Below are 19418 nucleotides of genomic sequence, written 5' to 3' on the forward strand. Positions count from 1 at the left end.
GACGCGCGATCCGCCGGGGAGGGACGCCGTCCCTCCCCGGCGGATCGCCCGGCTAACCCTCCGCGATCACCTTCATCAGCCCCGGCGCGGCCAGCGCCGCGAAGGTCTCGGCCACCGCGACATCGGACTCGGTGTAGTAGTTCGCGTGGTGCAGCAGGTTGATGGTGCCGAGGCTGCGGCCGTCCCAGCGGACGGGGACGTTCAGCACGCTCTCGCAGCCCAGGCTGCGGATCAGCTCGTGGTCGAAGAAGACGTCCTGGATGTCGGCGTAGCTGCGGCCGATGTAGCACTGCCCGGCGCCGAGCACGCGCTGGAACCAGTGGGTCTGGTTGATCGGCTTGCGGCCGCCCACCGGGTATTCCTTCGGCATGTTGGAATAGTAGCGCTGGCTCTCGTTCGCGCCGGGATGGACGACCAGGATGGTGAACAGCCGGTGGCCGATCGCGTGCCCCATCGCCGCGTCGAGCGCGGAGAACAGCGGGCCGGGCTGCCCGCCATCCGCCGCGGCGGCGACGACGGAGGCGATGTGCGGCGTGGGGTCGGGACGGGTCATGGCGTTGCCCTGGTTCTGGTGCGTTCGGGGATGAGGCCCTGCGGCCGGAAGCGCAGCAGCAGGATGAGGGAGAGGGCGATCGTGCCCTCGCGCAGGGCGGCCTTCTGCACCGGCGTCACGCCGGGGACCGCGCCGGTCAGGAAGCGCGTGCCTTCCAGCAGCAGCAGGACCAGCAGCGCGCCGAGCACGGCGCCGCGCATGGAACCGACGCCGCCCGCGGTGAGCGCGAGGACGATGTAGATGGTGATCAGCGGCAGCATGTTGTCGGGCGCGAAATAGGCGTTGTAGTGCGCGTAGAGCGCACCCGAGAGGCCGATGATCGCGGCGCCGAGGCAGAAGGCGCGGATCTTGAACCACAGCACCGGCTTGCCGGCCACCGCGGCCACATCCTCATCCTCCCGCACGGCGCGCAGCACGCGGCCGAAGGGGGAATGCGACAGGCGGCCGAACAGCGCGAAGCCGACCACCACCGCCGCCCAGACGATGCCGAGGAAGATGAGGTTGAACTGCTGCGGCGTCACCAGGCCGCGCCAGGGGCCGGGGATTCCGCTGATGCCGTCCGTGCCGTTGGTCAGCCACACCTCGTTGCTCGCGACCAGGCGCATCACCTCGGCGAAGCCGAGCGTGACGATCGCCAGGTAGTCGCCCCGCAGCCGCGCGACGATCAGCGCCATCGCGCCGCCCGCCGCCGCCGCCACCACGGCCGCCGCCGCCCAGCCGAGCGGCATGGGCCAGAACAGCTTCGTCGTCAGCAGCGCGGAGGCATAGGCGCCGACGCCGAAGAACCCGACCAGGCCGAGATTGACCATCCCCGCCAGGCCCCAGATGACGTTCAGCCCCAGCGCCATCAGCGCGTAGACGCCCGCGAAGACGAGCATGGAGACGAGATAGGCGTCCATTCAGCCCTTCCCCCCCAGCAGCCCCTGCGGGCGGAACATCAGCACGACCAGGATTGCCAGGAAGGCGGTGACGGTGCGGTAGGCAGGCTCCAGCACCACGCCCGCCATCTCCTCCCCCACCCCGACCACCATGGCGCCGAGCGCGGCGCCGGGGATGGAGCCGAGCCCGCCGACCACCGCCGCCGCGAAGACCGACAGCACGACGCGGAAGCCCGTCAGCGGGTCGATCGAGGTGTCGAGCCCGATCAGCATCCCCCCGAAGCCGGCGAGGCCCGCGCCGATGAACACCGCGACGCGGGCGATGCGGTCCGGGTCCACGCCCTTGATGTCGGCCAGCACCGGGTTGTCCGCCACCGCGCGCATCGCGCGGCCCAGCCGCGTGAAGGCCAGCAGCAGGAACAGCGCCGCCGCGGCGGCGATGGCGTAGCCGGTGTTGGTCAGCTGCTGCGGGTTCACGCGGATGCCGTCGAAGCGCCAGTCGCGCAGGATCGGCAGGTCGTAGCCCTTCAGGTCGTTGCCGAAGAAGAAGCGGACGATGTTCTCCACCAGCAGCGTCAGCGCGACGGAAGCGATGGCGACCGTCAGCGGCCCAGCGGGGCGCAGCGGCTTCAGCGCCGTCTCCTCCGCCAGAAGCCCCGCCGCGCCGGCCACCAGGAAGGCGGCCAGCAGGGCGAGGCCCGCAGGCATGCCCCATTGCGTGTTGGCCACCCAGCCCGCGAAGGCGCCGATGGTGGCGTAGCCCGCGATGGCGAAGTTCGGGTAGCGCAGCACGGCGAAGATGCAGTTGAAGCCGATGGCGGGCAGCATCAGCACGCTGCCCGCCATCACGCCGTTGAGCAGGACCTGGGCGAGGTCGCGCCAGTCCTCGATCACGCGATTTCAAGGACGCGGAAGCGCCCGTTCTCGGCTACCTCGAAGCGGAACTTGGTGCCGCGGATGTCGCCGCGTTCCTCGAACTCGACGGGGCCGGAGGCGCCCTCGAAGTTGATGGGGCGGCCCGCGGCGAGCGCGCGCAGCCCGTCCGTCACGTTGTCCACCTTCTCGCCCTCGCCCTGGCTGATGCGGCGGACATTGTCGCGGATGGCGGTGCCGCCGGCGTCGCCCGCCGCCGCGGCGGCGAGGATGGCGAGCGCGGCGTGGTCATGCGTCTGCGCCGAATAGGGATCGACCTCGACATTGCCGAAGCGCGTCTGCAGCCGCTTGAAGGCGCCGCTGTCCACGTCCGGGCTCGGCTGGAAGGTGATGAGACCGTTCGTCACCTCGTTCGGCAGGGACTGGAAGGTGTTCTGGTTCGCGGCATAGGCGAAGGTGAACTTGCGGCCGTCGAAGCCCGCGCGGAACAGCTCTCGCAGCAGGATGGTGACGTCCGGCAGGTAGCCGTTCAGCATGATGGTGTCGGAACGCGAGCGCATGATCTGGTCCACCTCGGACCGGAAGGCGGTCTTGTCGCGTTCGTAGATGATGAAGCCCGTCACGGCGCCGCCGCCGGCGCGCAGGCGGTCCACCATCACCTCCTGGCTGGACTGCGCGAAGGGGCTCTGGGCGGCCAGGTGGAAGACGCGGCGCGCGCCCTTGGACAGCAGCCAGCGGCAGGCGGTCTCGATCTGGAGGCGGCTGTTGGGCTGGGTGCGGAAGATGTAGCCCTGGTGCGGCAGCAGCGTGATGGAATCCGCGCCGGAGACGGTGAACAGCGGGATCCGGTTCTCCCAGCAGAGCGGCGCGACAGCGGTGGTCACGGCGCTGGCCCAGGTGCCCATGAGGGCGGAGACGCGGTCCACGTCGATCAGCTTGCGCGCGCCGCGCACGCCGGCATCGGGGTTGGTCTGGTCGTCCTCCGCCACCACGCGGACCTGGCGGCCGCGGATGCCGCCGGCGGCGTTCGCCTCCTCAACCACCTGCTGGATCGCGCGCAGCATGGCGGGGCCGTAGGGGCCGCCCGCGCCGGTCAGCGGCGGCAGCGCGCCGAAGGTGACGGGCGCGCCCTGGGCGAAGGCACGGCCGCCGATGGCGAAGCCGGCCAGCGCGCCGGCGGAGCCGAGCAGGGCCGCGCGGCGGCCGGTGCTGAACTGGTGCATGGTCCTGTCTCCCGTCTCCCGAGGCGGTCAGTCTAGCCGAGCCTAGCCGCCCAGGAACAGGCGGCGCACATCCGCGTCGGCCGCAAGGGCCGCGGCCTGCCCGGTGCGGGCGACGCGGCCATCGACCAGGACGATCCCCTCCTCGGCGATGGCCAGAGCCTCCAGCGCGTTCTGCTCGACCATCAGGATGGCGGTGCCCTCCGCGTGGATGGCGGCGATGCCGTCGAACAGCGATTCGGCCGCCTTGGGCGACAGGCCGGCGGAGGGTTCGTCCAGCAGCAGCAGCCGGGGCTCGACCATCAGCGCCATCGCCATGGCCAGGATCTGGCGCTGCCCGCCGGAAAGGGTGCGCGCGGCGCGGCGGCGCTTCTCCGCCAGGATGGGGAAGCGCGCCATCAGCGCATCGACGCGCGCCGCCACCTTCCCGCGCGGCTCGAGGTAGCCGCCCATCTCCAGGTTCTCCCGCACGGTGAGGGAGGGGAAGATGTTCGCCTCCTGCGGGACGAAGGCGATGCCGCGCGCCGCGATGCCGCGCGGCGGCAGGCCGGTGATGACGCCGCCGTCGAGCAGGATGCGCCCCGATTTCGGCTTCAGCAGCCCGGCGATCGCCTTCAGCAGCGTGGACTTGCCCGCGCCATTCGGCCCGACGATCGCCGCCATGCGCCGCGGCGCGAGGGCGAGGTCGATGCCCTTCAGGATCTCGTCCGCCGCGCCGTAGCCGCCGACGATGCCGTCCACCTGCAGCAGCGGGGCGTCATGCATGGGCGCGGCGCCCCATATAGGCTTCCTGCACGCGCGGGTCTTCCGCCACCTCGGCGAAGCTGCCCTGGGTCAGGAAGCGGCCTTCCGCCATCACCACCACCGGGTCGCAGAGCGAGGCGACGAAATCCATGTGGTGCTCCACCACCAGCACCGCCATGCCTTCGTCGCGCAAATGCGCGATGTGGCCCGCGATCTCGGCCGACAGGGTCGGGTTCACCCCGGCCACCGGTTCGTCGAGCAGCAGCAGCTTCGGCTCCGCCATCAGCGCGCGCCCGATCTCCATCAGCTTCTTCTGCCCGCCCGAGAGCGCGGCCGCCTGGTTGTCCAGCACGCGGGAGAGGTTGAGGCGCGCCGCGATGGCCACCGCGCGGGCGCGCAACTCCTCCTCCCGCCGGCGGGCGGCGGCGGCGTTCAGCATCGCGAGCCCGACCGATTCGCCCGGCTGGGCGGGGCCGTAGAGCAGCAGGTTCTCCAGCACCGTCAGCCGCGGGATGCCGCGCGCGATCTGGAAGCTGCGCACCAGCCCCGCCCGCGTGATGCGGTCCGGCCTGGCGCCGGTGATGTCCGCCCCGTCGAAGGTGACGCGGCCCGCATCGGGGCGGATGACGCCGGAGATGCACTGGAAGGCGGTGGACTTGCCCGCGCCGTTCGGCCCGATCAGCGCCGTGACGCTGCCGCGCCGCACCGACAGGTCGAGCCCGTCGAGCGCGACGACGCCGCCGAAGCGACGCGTCAGGCCACGGATTTCGAGGATCGGGGCGTTCATCGGCGCGACGCTACACGCACCCGCCGCGCCGCGTCACTCCTCCCACCCATGCGCCTCGCCGGCCAGCCAGCGCCGGCCGGCGGCGTAGAGCGCCTCCACCCTCTCGCCCTTCAGGCCGGGCATGTCGGTCTTCACGGCGTAGCCGATCTGCGTCTGGAGATAGGCGAGGTGGCGGTAGCCTTCCGGGAAGCGCGCCAGCAGCGCGGGGTCGAGCGCAAGCTTCGCCGCCGGGTCCACCGGGTCCATGCGGTCCTTCTCGTAGATCGGCTGGCGCAGCACGATTCCCCATTTCCGTCCCGCGGGCCCGTCCCGCTCCTCGATGAAGTCGTGGAAGCGGCCAGTGCAGACCACGTCGACCAGCACGCCATGCACCTCCGCCCGCTGGCTGATGGTCATCTTCGTCTGCGCCACGGCGCGGCGGCCGGCGAGGTCCACCGACCAGCCGCCGAGGAAGTGCAGGATGGACACGCCCCGCGCCCAGCCGGCCTTCGACGCCGCGATGAAGTCCCGCCAGGGCGCCTGGCACCAGGTGGCCATCATCCGCCCCTCCTCGTGCCAGCAGGTGGCGAAGCGGTCCCAGTCCCCGGCGTCGCGCCAGACCGCCCAGTTCTGCACGAGTTCGGCGACCTGGAGGCGGCGGAGGAGGTCGGTATCGGACATGGGGGCTCCGGGCGGTTGCTGCGCGGCGGGTAACAAGCGCCGCCGCCGCGGGCAAGGGCGGCTTGACGCCGCCGCGGCGTGACGTAGAGGTCGCCGGGCAAACGATTGCAGGGCGAAGCCCCGCGCCAGGAGACGTCCGCCATGACCCAGTTGCTGCGCCGCCGCACCGCGCTCGGCCTCGCCGGGGCTGCGCTGCTGCCCCTGCCCGCGCTCGCCCAGGCGCGGCCGGCCTGGCCGGACCGGCCGGTGCGCTTCCTCCAGGGCTTCGCGGCGGGCGGCACCACGGACATCCTGGCCCGGCTCGTCGCGCCGCAGATGGCGGCCGCCTTCGGCCAGCCGGTGATCGTCGAGAACCGCCCCGGCGCCGGCGGCACGTTGGCGGCCGAGGCGCTGGCCCGCGCGACGGACGGGCACACGCTGATGATGCTGAACAACGGCTTCGCCGTCTCCGCCGCGCTCTACCGGCGCCTGCCCTACGACCCCCGCGCCGACATCGAGCCGGTGGCCATGCTGGCCTCCATCGGGCTCGTGCTGCTGGCGGGCCCGGACGGGCCGCGCGACATGGCCGATCTGGTGCGCCAGGCGCAGGCGCGGCCGGAGGCGCTGAACGTCGCGACCGTGGGCGTCGGCTCCACGCAGCATTTCGTGGCGGAAGCGGTCCAGGCGGCGGGGGGCTTCCGCCTGATGCACGTCCCCTACCGCGGCACGCCGGCCGCGATCGTCGCGCTCCGCAACGGCGAGGTGCAGGTGGTGTCGGAAACCGCGTCCGCCGTGCTCGGCCAGCTCCGCTCCGGCGAGGTCCGGGCGCTGGCCATCACCTCGCCCCGCCGCTCGGCGCTGCTGCCCGACGTGCCGACGGTGGCGGAGGCGCTCGGCGTGCCCTTCGACGTCGAGACCTGGTACGCCATCGGCGCCCCGGCGCGCACGCCGCCTTCGGTGGTGGAGCGCATCACGGAGGTGGCGCGCGGGCTCGTCGCCAACCAGGAACTGCGCGCCCGCCTCGCCGATCTCGGGCTCAGCCCGCGCGAGCCCGGGACGCCGGCCGAGACGCGCACCACGGTCCATGCCGAGATCGGCCGCTGGGCCGAGGTGATCGAACGCACGCGAATGGAGAGACAGTGACCGACATGACCGACCGCGCCGCCCCGGCGGACCATCCGATCCACGACCTGCTGCGCGCCCGCTGGAGCCCGCGCAGCTTCACCGGCGCGCCGATCACCGCGGCCGAGGCCGCGAGCCTGTTCGAGGCGGCGCGCTGGGCGGCGTCCTGCAACAACGACCAGCCCTGGCATTTCCTGGCGGCGCGGCGCGACGCGGACCCGGACGGGTTCGCGCGGCTGCTCGGGCTGCTGACGCCGAACAACCAGGGCTGGGCGCAGCGCGCGGCGATGCTGGTGGTGTGCGTCTTCCGCACGCGCTTCCTTGCCAACGGCAACCCGAACGCGGTGGCGATGTACGACCTCGGGGCGGCGGCGACGCAGCTGTGCCTGCAGGCGACGGCGATGGGGCTTGCGGCGCACCAGATGCGCGGCTTCGACGTGGAACGGGCGCGCGCCGAACTCGGCGTGCCCGCCGACCACGAGCCGGCCAGCTGCATCGCGGTGGGCCATCCGGGCCCGGCCTCCCTCCTGCCCGAGGCGCTCGCGGCGCGCGAGGTGCAGCCGCGCACGCGCCGCGCCCAGGCGGAGTTCCTGCACGGCGCGGCCTGGGGCGCGGCGGCGGGCTGAGCGCGCGGGCCTTGCCGTCCCGCCGGCAGGGCCCTAAGCCGGTTGGGTATCGACGACCTGTCCGGGAGACCCATCGACCATGCTGCGTCGCGTCCTGCTGCCCGCCATGCTGGGCCTTGCCCTGTCCCCCTTCGCCGCCCAGGCGCAGGATGCCGCCGCGGGGCAGCGCGTCTTCAACCAGTGCCGCGCCTGCCACACCATCGACGCGGGCGGGCGCAGCGGCGTCGGCCCCAACCTGCACGGCGTTGCGGATCGCGCGGCCGGCGCGGTGCAGGGCTTCCGCTATTCCAACCCGATGCGCGAACGCGCGGCCGCCGGCCTGACCTGGACGGAGGAGAACCTGCGCGCCTACCTCGCCGATCCGAAGTCGGTGGTGCCGGGCGGGTCGATGAGCTTCGCGGGCATCCGCAACCCGCAGCAGCTCGCCGACCTCATCGCCTATCTCCAGGCGCAGAAGTAGCGCGCCCGCGTCAGCCGGCCCCGACCTCCGCGCGGATCAGCGGCGCGCGGAGGTCGAGGAACTCCTCGACCGCGGCGCGGAAGCCTGCGCATTCCTCCTCCCCCACCGCCAGCGACAGCGCGACCATGCCGCGCCGCGCGACGTACCAGCCGCGCTCCAGCAGGTCGAGGAACAGCAATTCCTTCAGCTTCTGGCTGCCCGCGGCCGCTTCCGCCGCGTCCCGCGGCGGCGCCACGGCGAAGTGGAAGGCCATCATGCTGCCGCGCCCGGTGACCTGCACGGGCAGGCCGCGCGCGGCCGCGGCGCCGGCCAGCGCCCCGCGCAAGGCATCGCCGCGGGCATTGTGCGCCACCGCGACCTCCGGCGTGTAGACCTCGCCCAGCGCCGCGATGCCGGCGGACATGGTGAGGGTGTTGTTGTTGAAGGTGCCCGCATGCGGCACCGCATCGCTGCGTCGCGGGTCGAAGATCGACATGATGTCGGCGCGGCCGCCGAAGGCGCCGAAGGACATCCCGCCGCCGACATACTTGCCCAGCGTCGTCAGGTCCGGCGTCACGCCGGTGGCCTGCTGCAGCCCGCCGGGCGCGAGGCGGCTGGTCATCACCTCGTCGAAGACAAGCACCGCCCCGGTCTCGTCGGCCAGGGCGCGGAGGGAGCGCAGGAAGGCGTCCCCGGCCGGGATGCAGCCGCCGCCGCCCAGCATCGGCTCCAGGATGATGGCGGCGAGGTCGCCCGCGTGGTCCCGCGCCAGCCGTGCCGCCGCCCCGGCGTCGTTGTAGGGGGCGAGGACGACGCGGTGCGGCACGTTCACCGGGTTGCCGCCGCCCGCGAAGGTCATCAGCCCGCCATGGTAGCCGCCCTGGAAGCCGAGGATGGTCCTGCGCCCCGTCGCGATGGTGGCGGCCGCGAGAGCGAGCAGGTTCGCCTCCGTCCCCGAATTGGTGAAGCGCAGCAGCTCGAGCGAGGGGAAGCGGTCGCGCACCAGGCGGGCGAAGCACGCTTCGAAGACGTTGTGCGCCGTCAGGTTCACCCCGGTGTCGAGAGCGCGCAGCACGGCGGCGCGGATCGCGGGATGCGAATGGCCGAACAGGCCGGCGGTGTATTCGCCGACCATGCTGACATAGGCATGGCCGTCGGCGTCCCAGACGCGGCAGCCCTCGCCTCGGGTCGCGGTGAAGGGAAAGGGACCGTGGAACAGCACGCTGCGCGTATTGCCGCCGGGCATCACCTCGGTCGCTTCCAGGTGGCGGGCCAGGCTCAGCGGGCGGCGGCGCGCATAGCTGTCGCGTGCCTCGGCCAGGGCGTCGTCGATCCCGGCGTTGCGCCCCTGCATGGCCCCTGTCCCTCCGCTGCGCCACCGGCGGCCGGCCTTCCGGCGCGGCGGTGAAGGCTAGGCCCGGCCCGCGCGGCCGTCCATCAGCTCCGCCCGGATCTCCGCCCCATGCTCGCCCAGCGCCGGGGCGGGGCGGCGGATCGACGGCGGGGTGGCGGAAAGCCCGAAGGGGGTCGCAAGCATCGGTCGGGGGCCCGGGGTGCCCGGCAGGTCCGCCACGATGCCGGTCCCGGCGCCCTGCGCCTGCGCCAGGGCGTCGCGTTGCGACAGCACCGGGCCGGCGGGGATTCCCGCGGCCTCGAACAGCGCCAGCCATTCCGCGCGCGGGCGCGGGGCGAAGCGCGGTGCCAGCAATTCCAGCAGCGCCACCCCGTTCGCCGTCCGGTCGGCATCCGTCGCGAAGCGGGCATCCTCCAGCAACTCCAGCGAATCGAGGATGCCGCAGAGCGCGCCCCAGGCCTGCGGCCGCGCGGCGCAGACCGTCATCCACCCGTCGGCGGCGCGGACGCAGAAGGCGGGCGCATCGCCGCGGCCTGCCCGGACAGGCTCCTCCGCCGCGCCGCCGGGCGCGAGCAGATGCGCCGCTTCCCGGATGCCGAGCGACAGCCCGGCCGAGAGGAGCGACGCCTCGACCCGCTGCCCCCCGGCGCCGGCCCCTCGGGCCGCGAGCGCGCCGAGGATGCCGATGCAGCATTGCATGCCCGCCACCAGGTCGCAGACCGGCACCGGCAAGGGCCGGGGCGCGCCCTGCCCATCGGCATCCGCCGCCATCAGGCCCGACAGCCCCTGCGCCACCACGTCGCAGGCGCCCTGCCCCGCCAGCGGGCCGGCCCGCCCGTAGCCGGAGATGGAGGCGAGGATCAGCCGCGGATGCGCCGCGTGCATCGCTTCCCACGGTAAGCCCATGCGGGCGAGCATGCCGGGGCGGCCGTTCTCCACCACCACATCGGCGCCCGCCAGCAGCGCCCGGAAGGTCGTGCGGTCCGCCTCGTCCTGCGCGTCGAGCACGATGCTCCGCTTGTTGCGGTTCCACAGGTCGAAGGGAAGGCTGCGGCCATCGACGAAGGGCGGAAGGGCGCGCGCCTCGTCCCCGCCCGGCCATTCGACCTTCACGACATCGGCGCCCATGTCGCCCAGCAGCATCGTGCAGTAGGGGCCCGACAGATGGGTCGAGAGATCGACCACGCGGATGCCCGCCAGCGCGCCCGCCATGGTCAGGCGCGCGCGCCGGCGGCTTGCCGGACGATCGGGGCTGGGCAGCGGGCGTCGGGCATCGGCCGGTCAGTCGACGATGAACAGCCGCGCGCCGCTGGTGGTCCGGCTGCGATGCGGCTCGGCGCCCTCGGCGACCTGGTAGGAGCAGCCGGCCGTCATTTGGAAGACGCGGCCGTCGGACAGCTCGGTGACGAGTTCGCCTTCCAGCACCAGCAGGACATGGCCGCGGGAACACCAGTGGTCGGCCTGGTAGCCGGGCGAATAGGTCACCATGCGTACGCGGATGTTCCCCGCTTCCAGCGTGCGCCACAGCGCGAAGCCCGTCTCGCCGGCGTGGCGCGTCTCCGGCCAGCCGCTCCAGTCGGCCACCTGGAATGGCACGCCCTCGATGATCATGGCCTTCCCCAACCCTGATTGTTGCCACTTGGACACGCTTGACGCCGATCCAACAAGTCGAAAATCTGGCTTGCGGCGATGCCGATCCGGCATCACCGGCGCCGCAACGGAAGGATCGGACATGCTGCCACCGGGCCTCCGCTGCTTCCTCGCGGTCGCGCAGTCCGGCTCGATGCGGGAAGCGGCGAACCGGCTTCGCCTCGCCCAGTCCGCCGTCAGCCGCCGCATCCAGCTGCTGGAGGAGGAGCTGGGCCTTCCCCTGCTGGAGCGCGGGGCGCGCGGCGTCGCGCTCACCCCGGCCGGGGAGATCCTGCTGGAGCACGGGCGGGAGGCGCTGCTGCAGGACGAGCGGCTGCGCGCCGGGCTCGACGCGTTGCGCGGCATCCGCCGCGGCCATGTGGTGCTGCGCTGCGTGGCGAGCTTCGGCGCGGCGGAACTGCCGGGCGTGGTGGCGGAGTTCCAGGCCGCGCATCCCGCCGTGACGCTCGACATCGGGGTCGAGGGCAGCGAATCGGTGATGCTGGACGTGCGGGAGAGGCGCTGCCATCTCGGCGTCGCCTTCAACCCGGCCGCGGACCCGGATGCCGAGGTTCTCGCCTCGGCCGTGGAGCCCATCATGGCGGTGGTGGCGCCGACCCATCCGCTTGCGGGGCGTGCCGACCTGTCGCTGAAGGACGTGGCGCCTTATCCGGTCATCATGCCGACACGCCTGGGCCGCGTGCGGCAGCTGGTGGATGCGGCCTGCGGCGCCGCGCGCGTGGAGCTGCATTCCGTGCTGGAGACCAACTCGACCCACCTGATCGCCGCGATCGTGGCGGGGGGGCGGGCGGTCAGCATCATGTCGCCGCGCGTGCTCGCCCTGCACCGGGCGACGGGCCGGGTCATCTTCGTGCCGCTGGCCGACCGGAACCTCAACAGCGGCAGGCTGGTGCTGGTGGCCCGGCGGGGGCGGCGCCTGCCGGGCGCGGCGTCGGCGATGGCCGCCGCCCTCGCCGCCGCGATCGAGAAGCGCCCGGACCTGCCACCGTGAAGGCCCCGGCCGGCCTTGCGGGCGGCGCGGGGCGGGTGGAAGCTTCGCGGCGGGGCATGGGAGGACGCGCGATGACATCCTCGGGCTGGCCGCGGCGTGGCGTTCTCGGCCTCGGCGCGGCGGCACTGGCGGCGGGCGGGGCCCGGGCGCAGGGCTGGCAGCCGGCGCGGCCGGTGCGGCTGGTCACGCCCTACGGGCCCGGCAACGTGGCCGACCAGGTGGCGCGCCTGGTGGCGGAGGAGCTGTCGCGCCGCTGGGGGCAGCGGGTCGTGGTGGACAACCAGCCCGGCGCGGGCGGGGCACTCGGCGTCGCGCAGATCGCGCGCGCGCCGGCGGATGGCACCGTGCTGGGCTTCATCGCGGTCGCGGCCCTCGCGATCATCCCGCACATGATGCGCGCGCGGACCTATGAACCGCTGGAGGACATCGTGCCGATCGCGGGGGCGAGCGTCTCGCGTTCGGCCATCGTGGTCCATCCTGCGCTGCCGGTGCGCAGCGTGACGGAGCTGGTGGCCCATGCGCGGGCGCGCCCGGCGGGCGATCCGCTGGCCTACTACTCCGCCGGCAACGGCACGGTGCCCCACCTGGCGGTGGAGCAGATGCGCCGCGTGCTGGACTTCCCGGCGCAGCACGTCCCCTACCGCACCAGCGGCGCGGGGGTGGCGGACCTGCTGGCCGGGCGCGTGCAGCTGACGATGGATGCGGCCAGCGTGACGCTGCCGCATGTGCAGGGCGGCGCGCTGCGGGCGCTTGCCTGGAACGGACCGGTCCGCAACCCATCAATCCCCGACGTGCCGACCCTGGCCGAAGCCGCGCCGGGGCTCGAACTGCTGAATGCCTGGCAGGGCCTCTACGGGCCGCGCGGGCTGCCGGCGGAGATCGTCGCACGCTGCGCGCAGGACATGGCGGAGGTGGTGGGCGACCCCGCCTTCGCGGCGCGGATGCCGGGCGGGGCGGAGCCGCTGCGGGCGGGGCCGGAGGAGCTGCGCGCCACGCTGCGGCGGCAGCATGCGGAACTCGGCCGCCTCGTCGCGGCGATCGGGCTGGAGCAGGACTGATGGGTGCGGGCTGGAAGGTGCGGCGGGTCGGGCCGATCGTCACGCCGGGCATGGATGCGCGGATGGGCCACAACATCCAGGGCCCCTCGCTGATCCGCGTGCCGGACTGGGTGCCGGACCCGCTGGGACGCTACTACCTGTATTTCGCGGACCACAAGGGCAGCTACATCCGGCTTGCCCATGCCGATGCGGTGGAAGGGCCGTGGCGCGTGCACCCGCCAGGCAGCCTCGACCTGCGCGACAGCCTGTTCCTCACGGCGCCGCCGCCCCGCCCGGCGGAGGCGGCGCAAGGCGATGTGCTGCCCGGCCGCGCGCCCCCCGGCACGCCCGGGCTGCCCGACCCGGAGGAGGACGCCTCGGCGCCGCACATCGCCTCGCCGGACGTCCATGTGGACGATGCCGGGAGGCGCATCGTGATGTATTTCCACGGCCTCTGCGCCTGGAACACGCAGCGCACGCGCGTCGCGCTGTCCGCGGACGGGCTGCGCTTCCGCGCGATGCCCGAACTGCTCGGTCCCTCCTACTTCCGCGTCTTCCGCCATGGCGGCGCCAGCTACGCGCTCGCCATGCCGGGCATCCTGTTCCGCTCCGCCGACGGGCTGACGGGGTTCGAGCGCGGGCCCGTGCTGTTCCCCGACGGGCTGCAGCGCCACACCGCCCTGCTGGTGCGCGACGGCGTGCTGCATGTCTTCTGGACGCGGGTGACCGACGCGCCGGAGAGCATCCTGCACAGCACCGTGCGGCTGGACGGCGACTGGCGCGACTGGCGCGCGGAGGGCGAGGCGGTGCTGCTGCGGCCGGAGGAGGAATGGGAAGGCGGCGCGCTGCCGAATGCCCCGTCCTGGCGCAGCTCCATCAACCTGCCTGTCCGGCAGCTCCGCGACCCCGCGGTGTTCGAGGAGGATGGCCGGACCTGGCTGCTCTACGCCGTGCAGGGCGAGGCCGGAATCGCGCTGGCGGAACTCACCTGGCAGGCCTAGGCCCCGGCATCCGGGGCAGTTCCTGCATCACGAGACGAATCGAGGGAGAACCGCCATGGCACTCGCGCCGGGCAAGCTGCGGGCGCTGACGCGCCTTTCCGACGCGGAGGGTTTCTTCCGCATGGTGGCGGTGGACCAGCGCCCGCCGATCCGCAACCGCATCCGCGAGGTGATGGGAGAGGAGGCGGTGACGTGGGAGCGGATCGGCCAGGTGAAAGCCACCCTGCTGAAGCACCTGCAGCCGCATGCGAGCGCCATGCTGCTCGACCCCGGCTATGCCCTGCCCCATGCCCACCGGCTGCTGGACCCGGCGAAGGGGCTGCTGGTCACGCTGGAACGCTTCGAGTTCGAGACGCGGGCGGGCGGCGGGCGCATCACCGCCACCTATCCCGGCTGGACGCCCGCGCACATCAAGCGGCTCGGCGCCGACGGCGTGAAGCTGATGCTGTTCTACCGGCCCGACGCGCCGGCCGAGGTGAATGCCGCGCAGCAGGACTTCGTGCGCATGGTCGGGCGCGCCTGCCGCGAGCAGGAGATCGCCTTCCTGCTGGAGCCGCTGGTCTATCCGCTGGACCAGGACCCGGCCGGGGCGGGCGCCTATGTGGAGGACCCGGCGAAGCGGCCGGAACTGGTGATCGAGACGGTGCGCGAATTCGCGAAGCCGGAATACGGCATCGACATCTTCAAGTTGGAAACCCCGATCGCCGCCGCGACCGTGCCAGCGCCCGAGGAGGAGAGCAGCGCGGTGGCCGACACCCAGGCCTGGTTCGGCCGCATCGACTCGCTGCTCGACCGGCCCTGGGTGATGCTGTCGGCCGGCGCGGGGATGGAGCCCTTCCGCCGCGTGCTGACCTATGCCTTCCGCGCCGGCGCCAGCGGCTACCTGGCCGGGCGCGCGATCTGGTGGGAGGCGTTCAAGGCCTGGCCCGACCAGGCGCGCTTCGAGGCGGCGCTGGCGGAAGGCGGCGTCGGCTACATGCACCGCATCAACGCCGCGGTGCGCGAACACGCCATGCCGTGGTGGAAGCGCCCGGCCTTCGCCGCCGGGCTCGAGATGGAGCCGGGCGGGGAAGGCTTCGTCGAACGCTACCCGTCGGCCTAGAACGCCGCCCTCCCCTTCCCGCCGCAACGGGGAGGGGGAGGTCCGCGTCAGCGTTTCCCGAAGACGAGGTCGGGCAGGAACAGCGTGATCTGCGGGAATACGGTGATCAGCACCAGCGCGCCGACCAGCGGCACGAAGAAGGGAAGCACCGCGCGGATCAGCTGCTGGAGCGGGATGCCGCCGACCTTCGCCACCACGAACAGGCCGATGCCCATCGGCGGCGTCAGCAGCCCGATCATCAGGTTCAGCGTCAGCACCAGCCCGAAATGCACCGGGTCGATCCCCAGCGCGGCGATCACCGGCATCAGCACCGGCACGGTCAGCACCATGATCGCCAGCGCCTCCATGAACATGCCGAGGAACAGAAGCAGCAGGTTGATCAGCAGCAGCATCAGCAGCGGGTCGTCGGTGACGCCGAGAAGCAGTTCCGCCACCTGCTGCGGCACCCTCTCCCGCGCCAGCACCCAGTTGAACAGCGTCGCCGCGGCGACGATGAAGCCGACCACCGCGGTCGTGTTCATGCTGTCCCGGAACACCTTCAGCAGGTCCCGCCAGCCGAGCTCGCGGTAGACCACGGTGCCGAGAATCAGCGCATAGAGCGCGGCCACCGCCGCGGCCTCGGTCGCGGTGAAGATGCCGGCGAACATGCCGCCCAGGATGATGGCGGGCGTCAGCAGCGGCAGGAAGGCGTGCGCCGCGGCGCGTCCGCGTTCCGCCCAGGAATGCCGCCGCCCGCGCGGGAATCCCGCCCGGCCCGCCACCCACCACACCCACGCCATCAGGCAGAGCCCGATGACGATGCCCGGCAGGATGCCGCCGAGGAACAGCCGCCCGACCGAGACATTGGCGATGACGGCATAGAGCACCAGCGGGATGGAAGGCGGGATGATCGGGCCCACCACGCAGCTTGCCGCGGTCAGGGCGCCGGCGAAGTCGCGCGGGTAGCCTTCCTTCGTCATCGCCTTGATCTCGAGCGCGCCGAGCCCGCCCGCATCCGCCACCGCGCTGCCCGACATGCCGGAGAAGATGACCGAGCCCACGACGTTCACATGGCCGAGCCCGCCGCGGAAATGGCCGACGAAGGCGTTGGCGAAGTTGTAGATGCGGTCTGTCACGCCAGACGTGTTCATCAGGTTGCCGGCCAGGATGAAGAAGGGCACGGCCAGCAGGGTGAAGCTGTCGACCCCCGCCATCAGCCGCTGCGGCGCGCCGATCACCGGCGCCCCCTCGATCACCAGGAAGCCGAGCGCGACGACGCCGAGCGCGAAGGCGACCGGCATTGCGAGGATGACGAGGCCGAGCCAGGCGCCGAAGAAGCCGATCATCAGAAGTCCCGCCCTTGCGCCATCTCCACCGCCCCGCCCCGGCGGAAGGCGGCGATGTCCTCCGCCATCGCGGCGACGACGCGCAGCGCCATGAAGGCGCAGGACACCGGCACGATGCCGAGCACGAGGCCGGTCGGGATCTCCATCGCCTCGCTCGGCAGGTCCCACACCATCCCCGCCGCGCGCCAGCCCCACCACACCATGCCGAGGCAGAAGGCCAGCACCAGCGCCTGCACCAGCAGCGCCGCCGCCAGCCGCGGCAGCGGCGGCAGCTTCTCCACCAGGAAGGGGATGCCGACATGGCTGCGGTCCGCCACCGCGGCCGAGGCGCCGAAGAACACCACGCCGACATAGAGGTAGCGCGCCAGCTCCTCGCTCATCCCCGACGGGTCGTTCAGCACGTAACGCGTGAAGACCTGCCACAGCACCGTGGCGAACAGCAGCACGCCGAGGAGGATGCTCAGCCCCTCCTCGATCCGCGGGAGCCGCACGCTACATCGCCTGCAGCTGCGCGAAGACGCCGCGGCCCCAGGCCTCCTCGTAGCGCTCGTAGAGCGGCGCGAGGGCGCGGCGGAAGGCCGCGCGGTCGCTCTCCACGAACTGCGTGCCGCGCGCGGCCATGGTGGTCCGCAGGTTCTGCTCGCCCTCGCTCACCAGCCGGTCGGACACCGCCGCGCCCTCGCGCAGGGCGACGCGGACATGTTCGCGGTCGGCCTCGGCCAGCGCGTTGAAGGTGGCGGTGGACAGCACCGGCAGCAGCGGGACCAGGATGTGGCCGGTCAGGTTGATGAAGCGCTGCACCTCGGTGAACTTGTTCGCCTCGATCGTCGGAAGCGGGTTTTCCTGCCCGTCGATCACGCCGGTCTGGAGCGAGAGATACACCTCGCCCAGCGACATCGGCGTGGGCGCGGCGCCGAGGATGCGCATCATGTCCACGAACAGCGGCGCCTGCGGCACGCGCATCTTCAGGCCGCGCATGTCCTCCGGCACGCGGATCGGGCGGTCGCGCGTCGTCATGTGGCGGGTGCCGTAGTACCAGGGCTCCAGCGGGCGCATCCCGCGCTGGTCGGCCAGCTGGCGGAAGGCGCCCTGGATGGCGGGGTGGTTCATCATCCGCAGCACCTGGGCGAAGTCGCTCGCCAGGAAGGGCGCTTCCAGGATGGAGATGGCGCGGACCCAGCTGCCCAGCACGCCCGGGCCGGTGATGCAGAGGTCGAGCGTGCCCTGCTGCACCTGGGTCAGCATCTCGCGCTCCGCGCCGAGCTGGGAGGAAGGGAAGTTGTCCATCCGCAGCCGGCCGCCCGTGCGTTCGCGCAGCACCTCCGCGGCGCGGGCGATGCCGCGCGTCACCTCGCCTTCCGGCGGGTGGACATGGCCGAAGCGCAGCGTGCGCGCGGCCCCCTGGGCGCTGGCGAGGTTCGGCGCGGCGAGGAGCGCGGCGCCGCCTGCCAGCAGGCCTCGGCGCGTCGGGCGGACGGACATGGACGGAACCCTCCCACGATTCGGCCCGCGCTTCGGGCGCGGGTCCGTGCGCGGCAGCGTGGCACGCCGCACCGCGCCGCGTGAAGGGGCCCCGTGATGCCCGCCCGCGGTCAGGCCGCGCCCATGCGCTCCCGCAGGGCCGCCTGGCCGGCGGCGTCGATATGCAGGCCGAGCTTGGTGCGGCGCCAGAGGATGTCGTCGGCCGTGCGCGCCCATTCCGCATCCACCAGGCGCTGCACCTCGCGCTCCGTCAGGCCCGCGCCGAAATGGTGGCCGAGATCCTCGGGGCGCGTCGCGCCGTCCAGCAGCGCCGGCAGTTCAGCGCCATGCGTGCGCACCAGGCGGGGCAGCCAGGCCGGGGGCAGCCAGGGATGGGCGCGGCCCATCTCCTCCTCGAAGGCGGCGAGGCTGCGGCCGCCGAGGTCGCCGCCCGGCAGCGCCGCGGCCGCGGTCCAGGGCGTGCCGGCGCGGCCGAGCGCGGCGCCGACCTTGCCCACCGCCTCCTCCGCCAGGCGTCGATAGGTGGTGATCTTGCCGCCGTAGATCGTCAGCACCGGCGCGCCGCCTTCCGCGTCCAGCTTCAGCACGTAGTCGCGCGTGATGGCCGAGGGGTTGTCCGCGCCGTCATCGTAGAGCGGCCGCACGCCCGCATAGGACCAGACGATGTCGGCGGGCGTGACGGGGCGCCGGAACTGCGCGGAGACGGCGGCGCAGAGATACGCCGCCTCGGCCTCCGTGCAATGCGCGGTCGCGGCGTCGCCCTCATGCGGGACGTCGGTGGTGCCGACGAGGGAGAAGCGCCCCTGGTAGGGGATGACGAACACCACGCGCCGGTCGTCGTTCTGCAGGATGTAGGCCTGGTCGCCCTGGTAGAGCGCCGGCAGGACGATGTGGCTGCCGCGCACCAGCCGGACCGACCCGGTGGCCTTCGCATGCGCCGCGCCCTGCGCCGCCGTCACCCAGGGGCCGGCGGCGTTGACCAGGGCGCGGGCGCGGATGGTGCTGTCGTTGCCGTCCGCGTCGCGCAGCGTGCAGGTCCAGCCTCCCGCGTCGCGGACCGCGCCCGCGAAGCTGGTCCGCACGCGGATCTCGGCGCCGCGCGCCGCCGCGTCCCGTGCATTGCCGATGACGAGGCGCGCATCCTCCACCCAGCAATCCGAATAGGCGAAGCCCGCGGTGATGCCTTCCTTCAGCGGCGCGCCATAGGCGTGGCGGCGGAAGTCCAGCGCCTCGGTCGGCGGCAGGCTGACGCGGCGGGCAAGGTTGTCGTAGAGGAACAGGCCGGCGCGGATCATCCAGCGCGGCCGCATCTCCGGCCGGTGCGGCAGGACGAAGCGCATCGGCCAGACGATGTGGGCGGCGATGCGCAGCATCACCTCCCGCTCGGCCAGAGCCTCCCTCACAAGGCGGAACTCGTACTGCTCCAGGTAGCGCAGCCCGCCATGGATGAGCTTGGAGGAGGAGGAGGAGGTGGCGCCGGCGAGGTCGCCGCGTTCCGCCAGGCACACGCGCATGCCGCGTCCCGCGGCGTCGCGCGCGATGCCCGCCCCGTTGATGCCGCCGCCGACGACGAGGATGTCGAATTCCTGCATGTC

General features: G+C 73.0%; 21 protein-coding genes. 7 read left to right on the forward strand and 14 right to left on the reverse strand.

Annotated features, from left to right (window positions below; all coding sequences use genetic code 11):
* Nucleotides 1–52: 52 nt before the first annotated feature.
* The 7 genes from ACK8OX_RS04565 to ACK8OX_RS04595 are packed head-to-tail and all read right to left on the reverse strand — an operon-like array spanning nt 53 to nt 5715.
* A complete protein-coding gene (locus ACK8OX_RS04565) occupies nt 53–553 on the reverse strand; it encodes a GAF domain-containing protein (protein WP_430662733.1) in 501 nt (166 codons plus the stop codon).
* Nucleotides 550–1452, reverse strand: a complete 903-nt coding sequence (locus tag ACK8OX_RS04570) for a branched-chain amino acid ABC transporter permease (protein ID WP_430662734.1) — start codon at nt 1450–1452, stop codon at nt 550–552. The genes ACK8OX_RS04565 and ACK8OX_RS04570 overlap by 4 nt, the downstream gene beginning before the upstream one ends.
* Nucleotides 1453–2325, reverse strand: coding sequence for a branched-chain amino acid ABC transporter permease (locus ACK8OX_RS04575; RefSeq protein WP_430662735.1), 873 nt, complete (start codon nt 2323–2325; stop codon nt 1453–1455).
* On the reverse strand, nt 2322–3527 hold the full coding sequence (locus ACK8OX_RS04580) for an ABC transporter substrate-binding protein (protein WP_430662736.1): 1206 nt from the start codon (nt 3525–3527) through the stop codon (nt 2322–2324). The genes ACK8OX_RS04575 and ACK8OX_RS04580 overlap by 4 nt, the downstream gene beginning before the upstream one ends.
* A 42-nt stretch (nt 3528–3569) precedes the next feature.
* Nucleotides 3570–4289 (reverse strand): ABC transporter ATP-binding protein, encoded by a 720-nt coding sequence (locus tag ACK8OX_RS04585; RefSeq protein WP_430662737.1) that lies wholly within the window; start codon nt 4287–4289, stop codon nt 3570–3572.
* Entirely contained in the window at nt 4282–5055 is a 774-nt protein-coding gene (locus tag ACK8OX_RS04590; RefSeq protein ID WP_430662738.1) for an ABC transporter ATP-binding protein, read from the reverse strand. The genes ACK8OX_RS04585 and ACK8OX_RS04590 overlap by 8 nt, the downstream gene beginning before the upstream one ends.
* Nucleotides 5056–5088: 33 nt before the next feature.
* Nucleotides 5089–5715, reverse strand: coding sequence for a nuclear transport factor 2 family protein (locus ACK8OX_RS04595; RefSeq protein WP_430662739.1), 627 nt, complete (start codon nt 5713–5715; stop codon nt 5089–5091).
* A gap of 141 nt (nt 5716–5856) precedes the next feature.
* Between ACK8OX_RS04595 and ACK8OX_RS04600 the strand changes: the two genes are divergently transcribed.
* The 3 genes from ACK8OX_RS04600 to ACK8OX_RS04610 all read left to right on the forward strand — a co-directional run bounded on the left by ACK8OX_RS04600 (nt 5857) and on the right by ACK8OX_RS04610 (nt 7902).
* Nucleotides 5857–6837: a tripartite tricarboxylate transporter substrate-binding protein gene (locus ACK8OX_RS04600; protein WP_430662740.1), complete on the forward strand. Its 981-nt coding sequence runs from the start codon at nt 5857–5859 to the stop codon at nt 6835–6837.
* A 5-nt stretch (nt 6838–6842) separates the two neighbouring features.
* The gene (locus tag ACK8OX_RS04605) at nt 6843–7442 is read left to right on the forward strand and encodes a nitroreductase family protein (RefSeq protein ID WP_430662815.1); all 600 of its coding nucleotides are present in this window, start codon (nt 6843–6845) and stop codon (nt 7440–7442) included.
* Nucleotides 7443–7521: 79 nt separating this feature from the next.
* A complete protein-coding gene (locus ACK8OX_RS04610; protein WP_430662741.1) occupies nt 7522–7902 on the forward strand; it encodes a c-type cytochrome in 381 nt (126 codons plus the stop codon).
* Between the two features lie 10 nt (nt 7903–7912).
* Here the strand turns inward: ACK8OX_RS04610 and ACK8OX_RS04615 are convergent, their stop codons facing one another.
* From ACK8OX_RS04615 to ACK8OX_RS04625, 3 genes are all read right to left on the reverse strand, one after another.
* Nucleotides 7913–9235, reverse strand: a complete 1323-nt coding sequence (locus ACK8OX_RS04615) for an aminotransferase class III-fold pyridoxal phosphate-dependent enzyme (RefSeq protein WP_430662742.1) — start codon at nt 9233–9235, stop codon at nt 7913–7915.
* 57 nt (nt 9236–9292) lie between these two features.
* Entirely contained in the window at nt 9293–10447 is a 1155-nt protein-coding gene (locus tag ACK8OX_RS04620) for a CaiB/BaiF CoA transferase family protein (protein WP_430662743.1), read from the reverse strand.
* A gap of 69 nt (nt 10448–10516) precedes the next feature.
* Nucleotides 10517–10846: a DHCW motif cupin fold protein gene (locus ACK8OX_RS04625; protein ID WP_430662744.1), complete on the reverse strand. Its 330-nt coding sequence runs from the start codon at nt 10844–10846 to the stop codon at nt 10517–10519.
* 121 nt (nt 10847–10967) lie between these two features.
* Between ACK8OX_RS04625 and ACK8OX_RS04630 the strand changes: the two genes are divergently transcribed.
* The 4 genes from ACK8OX_RS04630 to ACK8OX_RS04645 all read left to right on the forward strand — a co-directional run bounded on the left by ACK8OX_RS04630 (nt 10968) and on the right by ACK8OX_RS04645 (nt 15016).
* Entirely contained in the window at nt 10968–11876 is a 909-nt protein-coding gene (locus tag ACK8OX_RS04630; RefSeq protein WP_430662745.1) for a LysR family transcriptional regulator, read from the forward strand.
* A 71-nt stretch (nt 11877–11947) separates the two neighbouring features.
* Nucleotides 11948–12934: a Bug family tripartite tricarboxylate transporter substrate binding protein gene (locus ACK8OX_RS04635; protein WP_430662746.1), complete on the forward strand. Its 987-nt coding sequence runs from the start codon at nt 11948–11950 to the stop codon at nt 12932–12934.
* The gene (locus ACK8OX_RS04640; RefSeq protein ID WP_430662747.1) at nt 12934–13914 is read left to right on the forward strand and encodes a hypothetical protein; all 981 of its coding nucleotides are present in this window, start codon (nt 12934–12936) and stop codon (nt 13912–13914) included. The genes ACK8OX_RS04635 and ACK8OX_RS04640 overlap by 1 nt, the downstream gene beginning before the upstream one ends.
* Nucleotides 13915–13969: 55 nt before the next feature.
* Nucleotides 13970–15016, forward strand: a complete 1047-nt coding sequence (locus ACK8OX_RS04645) for a tagatose 1,6-diphosphate aldolase (protein ID WP_430662748.1) — start codon at nt 13970–13972, stop codon at nt 15014–15016.
* Nucleotides 15017–15063: 47 nt separating this feature from the next.
* Here ACK8OX_RS04645 and ACK8OX_RS04650 read toward each other — a convergent pair whose 3' ends face one another.
* From ACK8OX_RS04650 to glpD, 4 genes are all read right to left on the reverse strand, one after another.
* Nucleotides 15064–16341, reverse strand: a complete 1278-nt coding sequence (locus ACK8OX_RS04650) for a TRAP transporter large permease (RefSeq protein WP_430662749.1) — start codon at nt 16339–16341, stop codon at nt 15064–15066.
* Nucleotides 16341–16832 carry a TRAP transporter small permease gene (locus tag ACK8OX_RS04655; RefSeq protein ID WP_430662750.1) on the reverse strand — a complete coding sequence of 164 codons (492 nt, stop codon included), beginning with the start codon at nt 16830–16832 and terminating at the stop codon, nt 16341–16343. Before ACK8OX_RS04655 ends, ACK8OX_RS04650 begins: the two co-directional genes overlap by 1 nt.
* Before the next feature lies 1 nt (nt 16833).
* Complete coding sequence (locus ACK8OX_RS04660) at nt 16834–17823, reverse strand: DctP family TRAP transporter solute-binding subunit (RefSeq protein ID WP_430662751.1); 990 nt, start codon at nt 17821–17823, stop codon at nt 16834–16836.
* Between the two features lie 110 nt (nt 17824–17933).
* Nucleotides 17934–19415: a glycerol-3-phosphate dehydrogenase gene (glpD, locus tag ACK8OX_RS04665; protein WP_430662752.1), complete on the reverse strand. Its 1482-nt coding sequence runs from the start codon at nt 19413–19415 to the stop codon at nt 17934–17936.
* Nucleotides 19416–19418 lie beyond the last annotated feature (3 nt).

The sequence above is a fragment of the Falsiroseomonas sp. CW058 genome, from assembly GCF_050563535.1.
In the GTDB taxonomy this organism is placed as follows: Bacteria; Pseudomonadota; Alphaproteobacteria; order Acetobacterales; family Acetobacteraceae; genus Falsiroseomonas.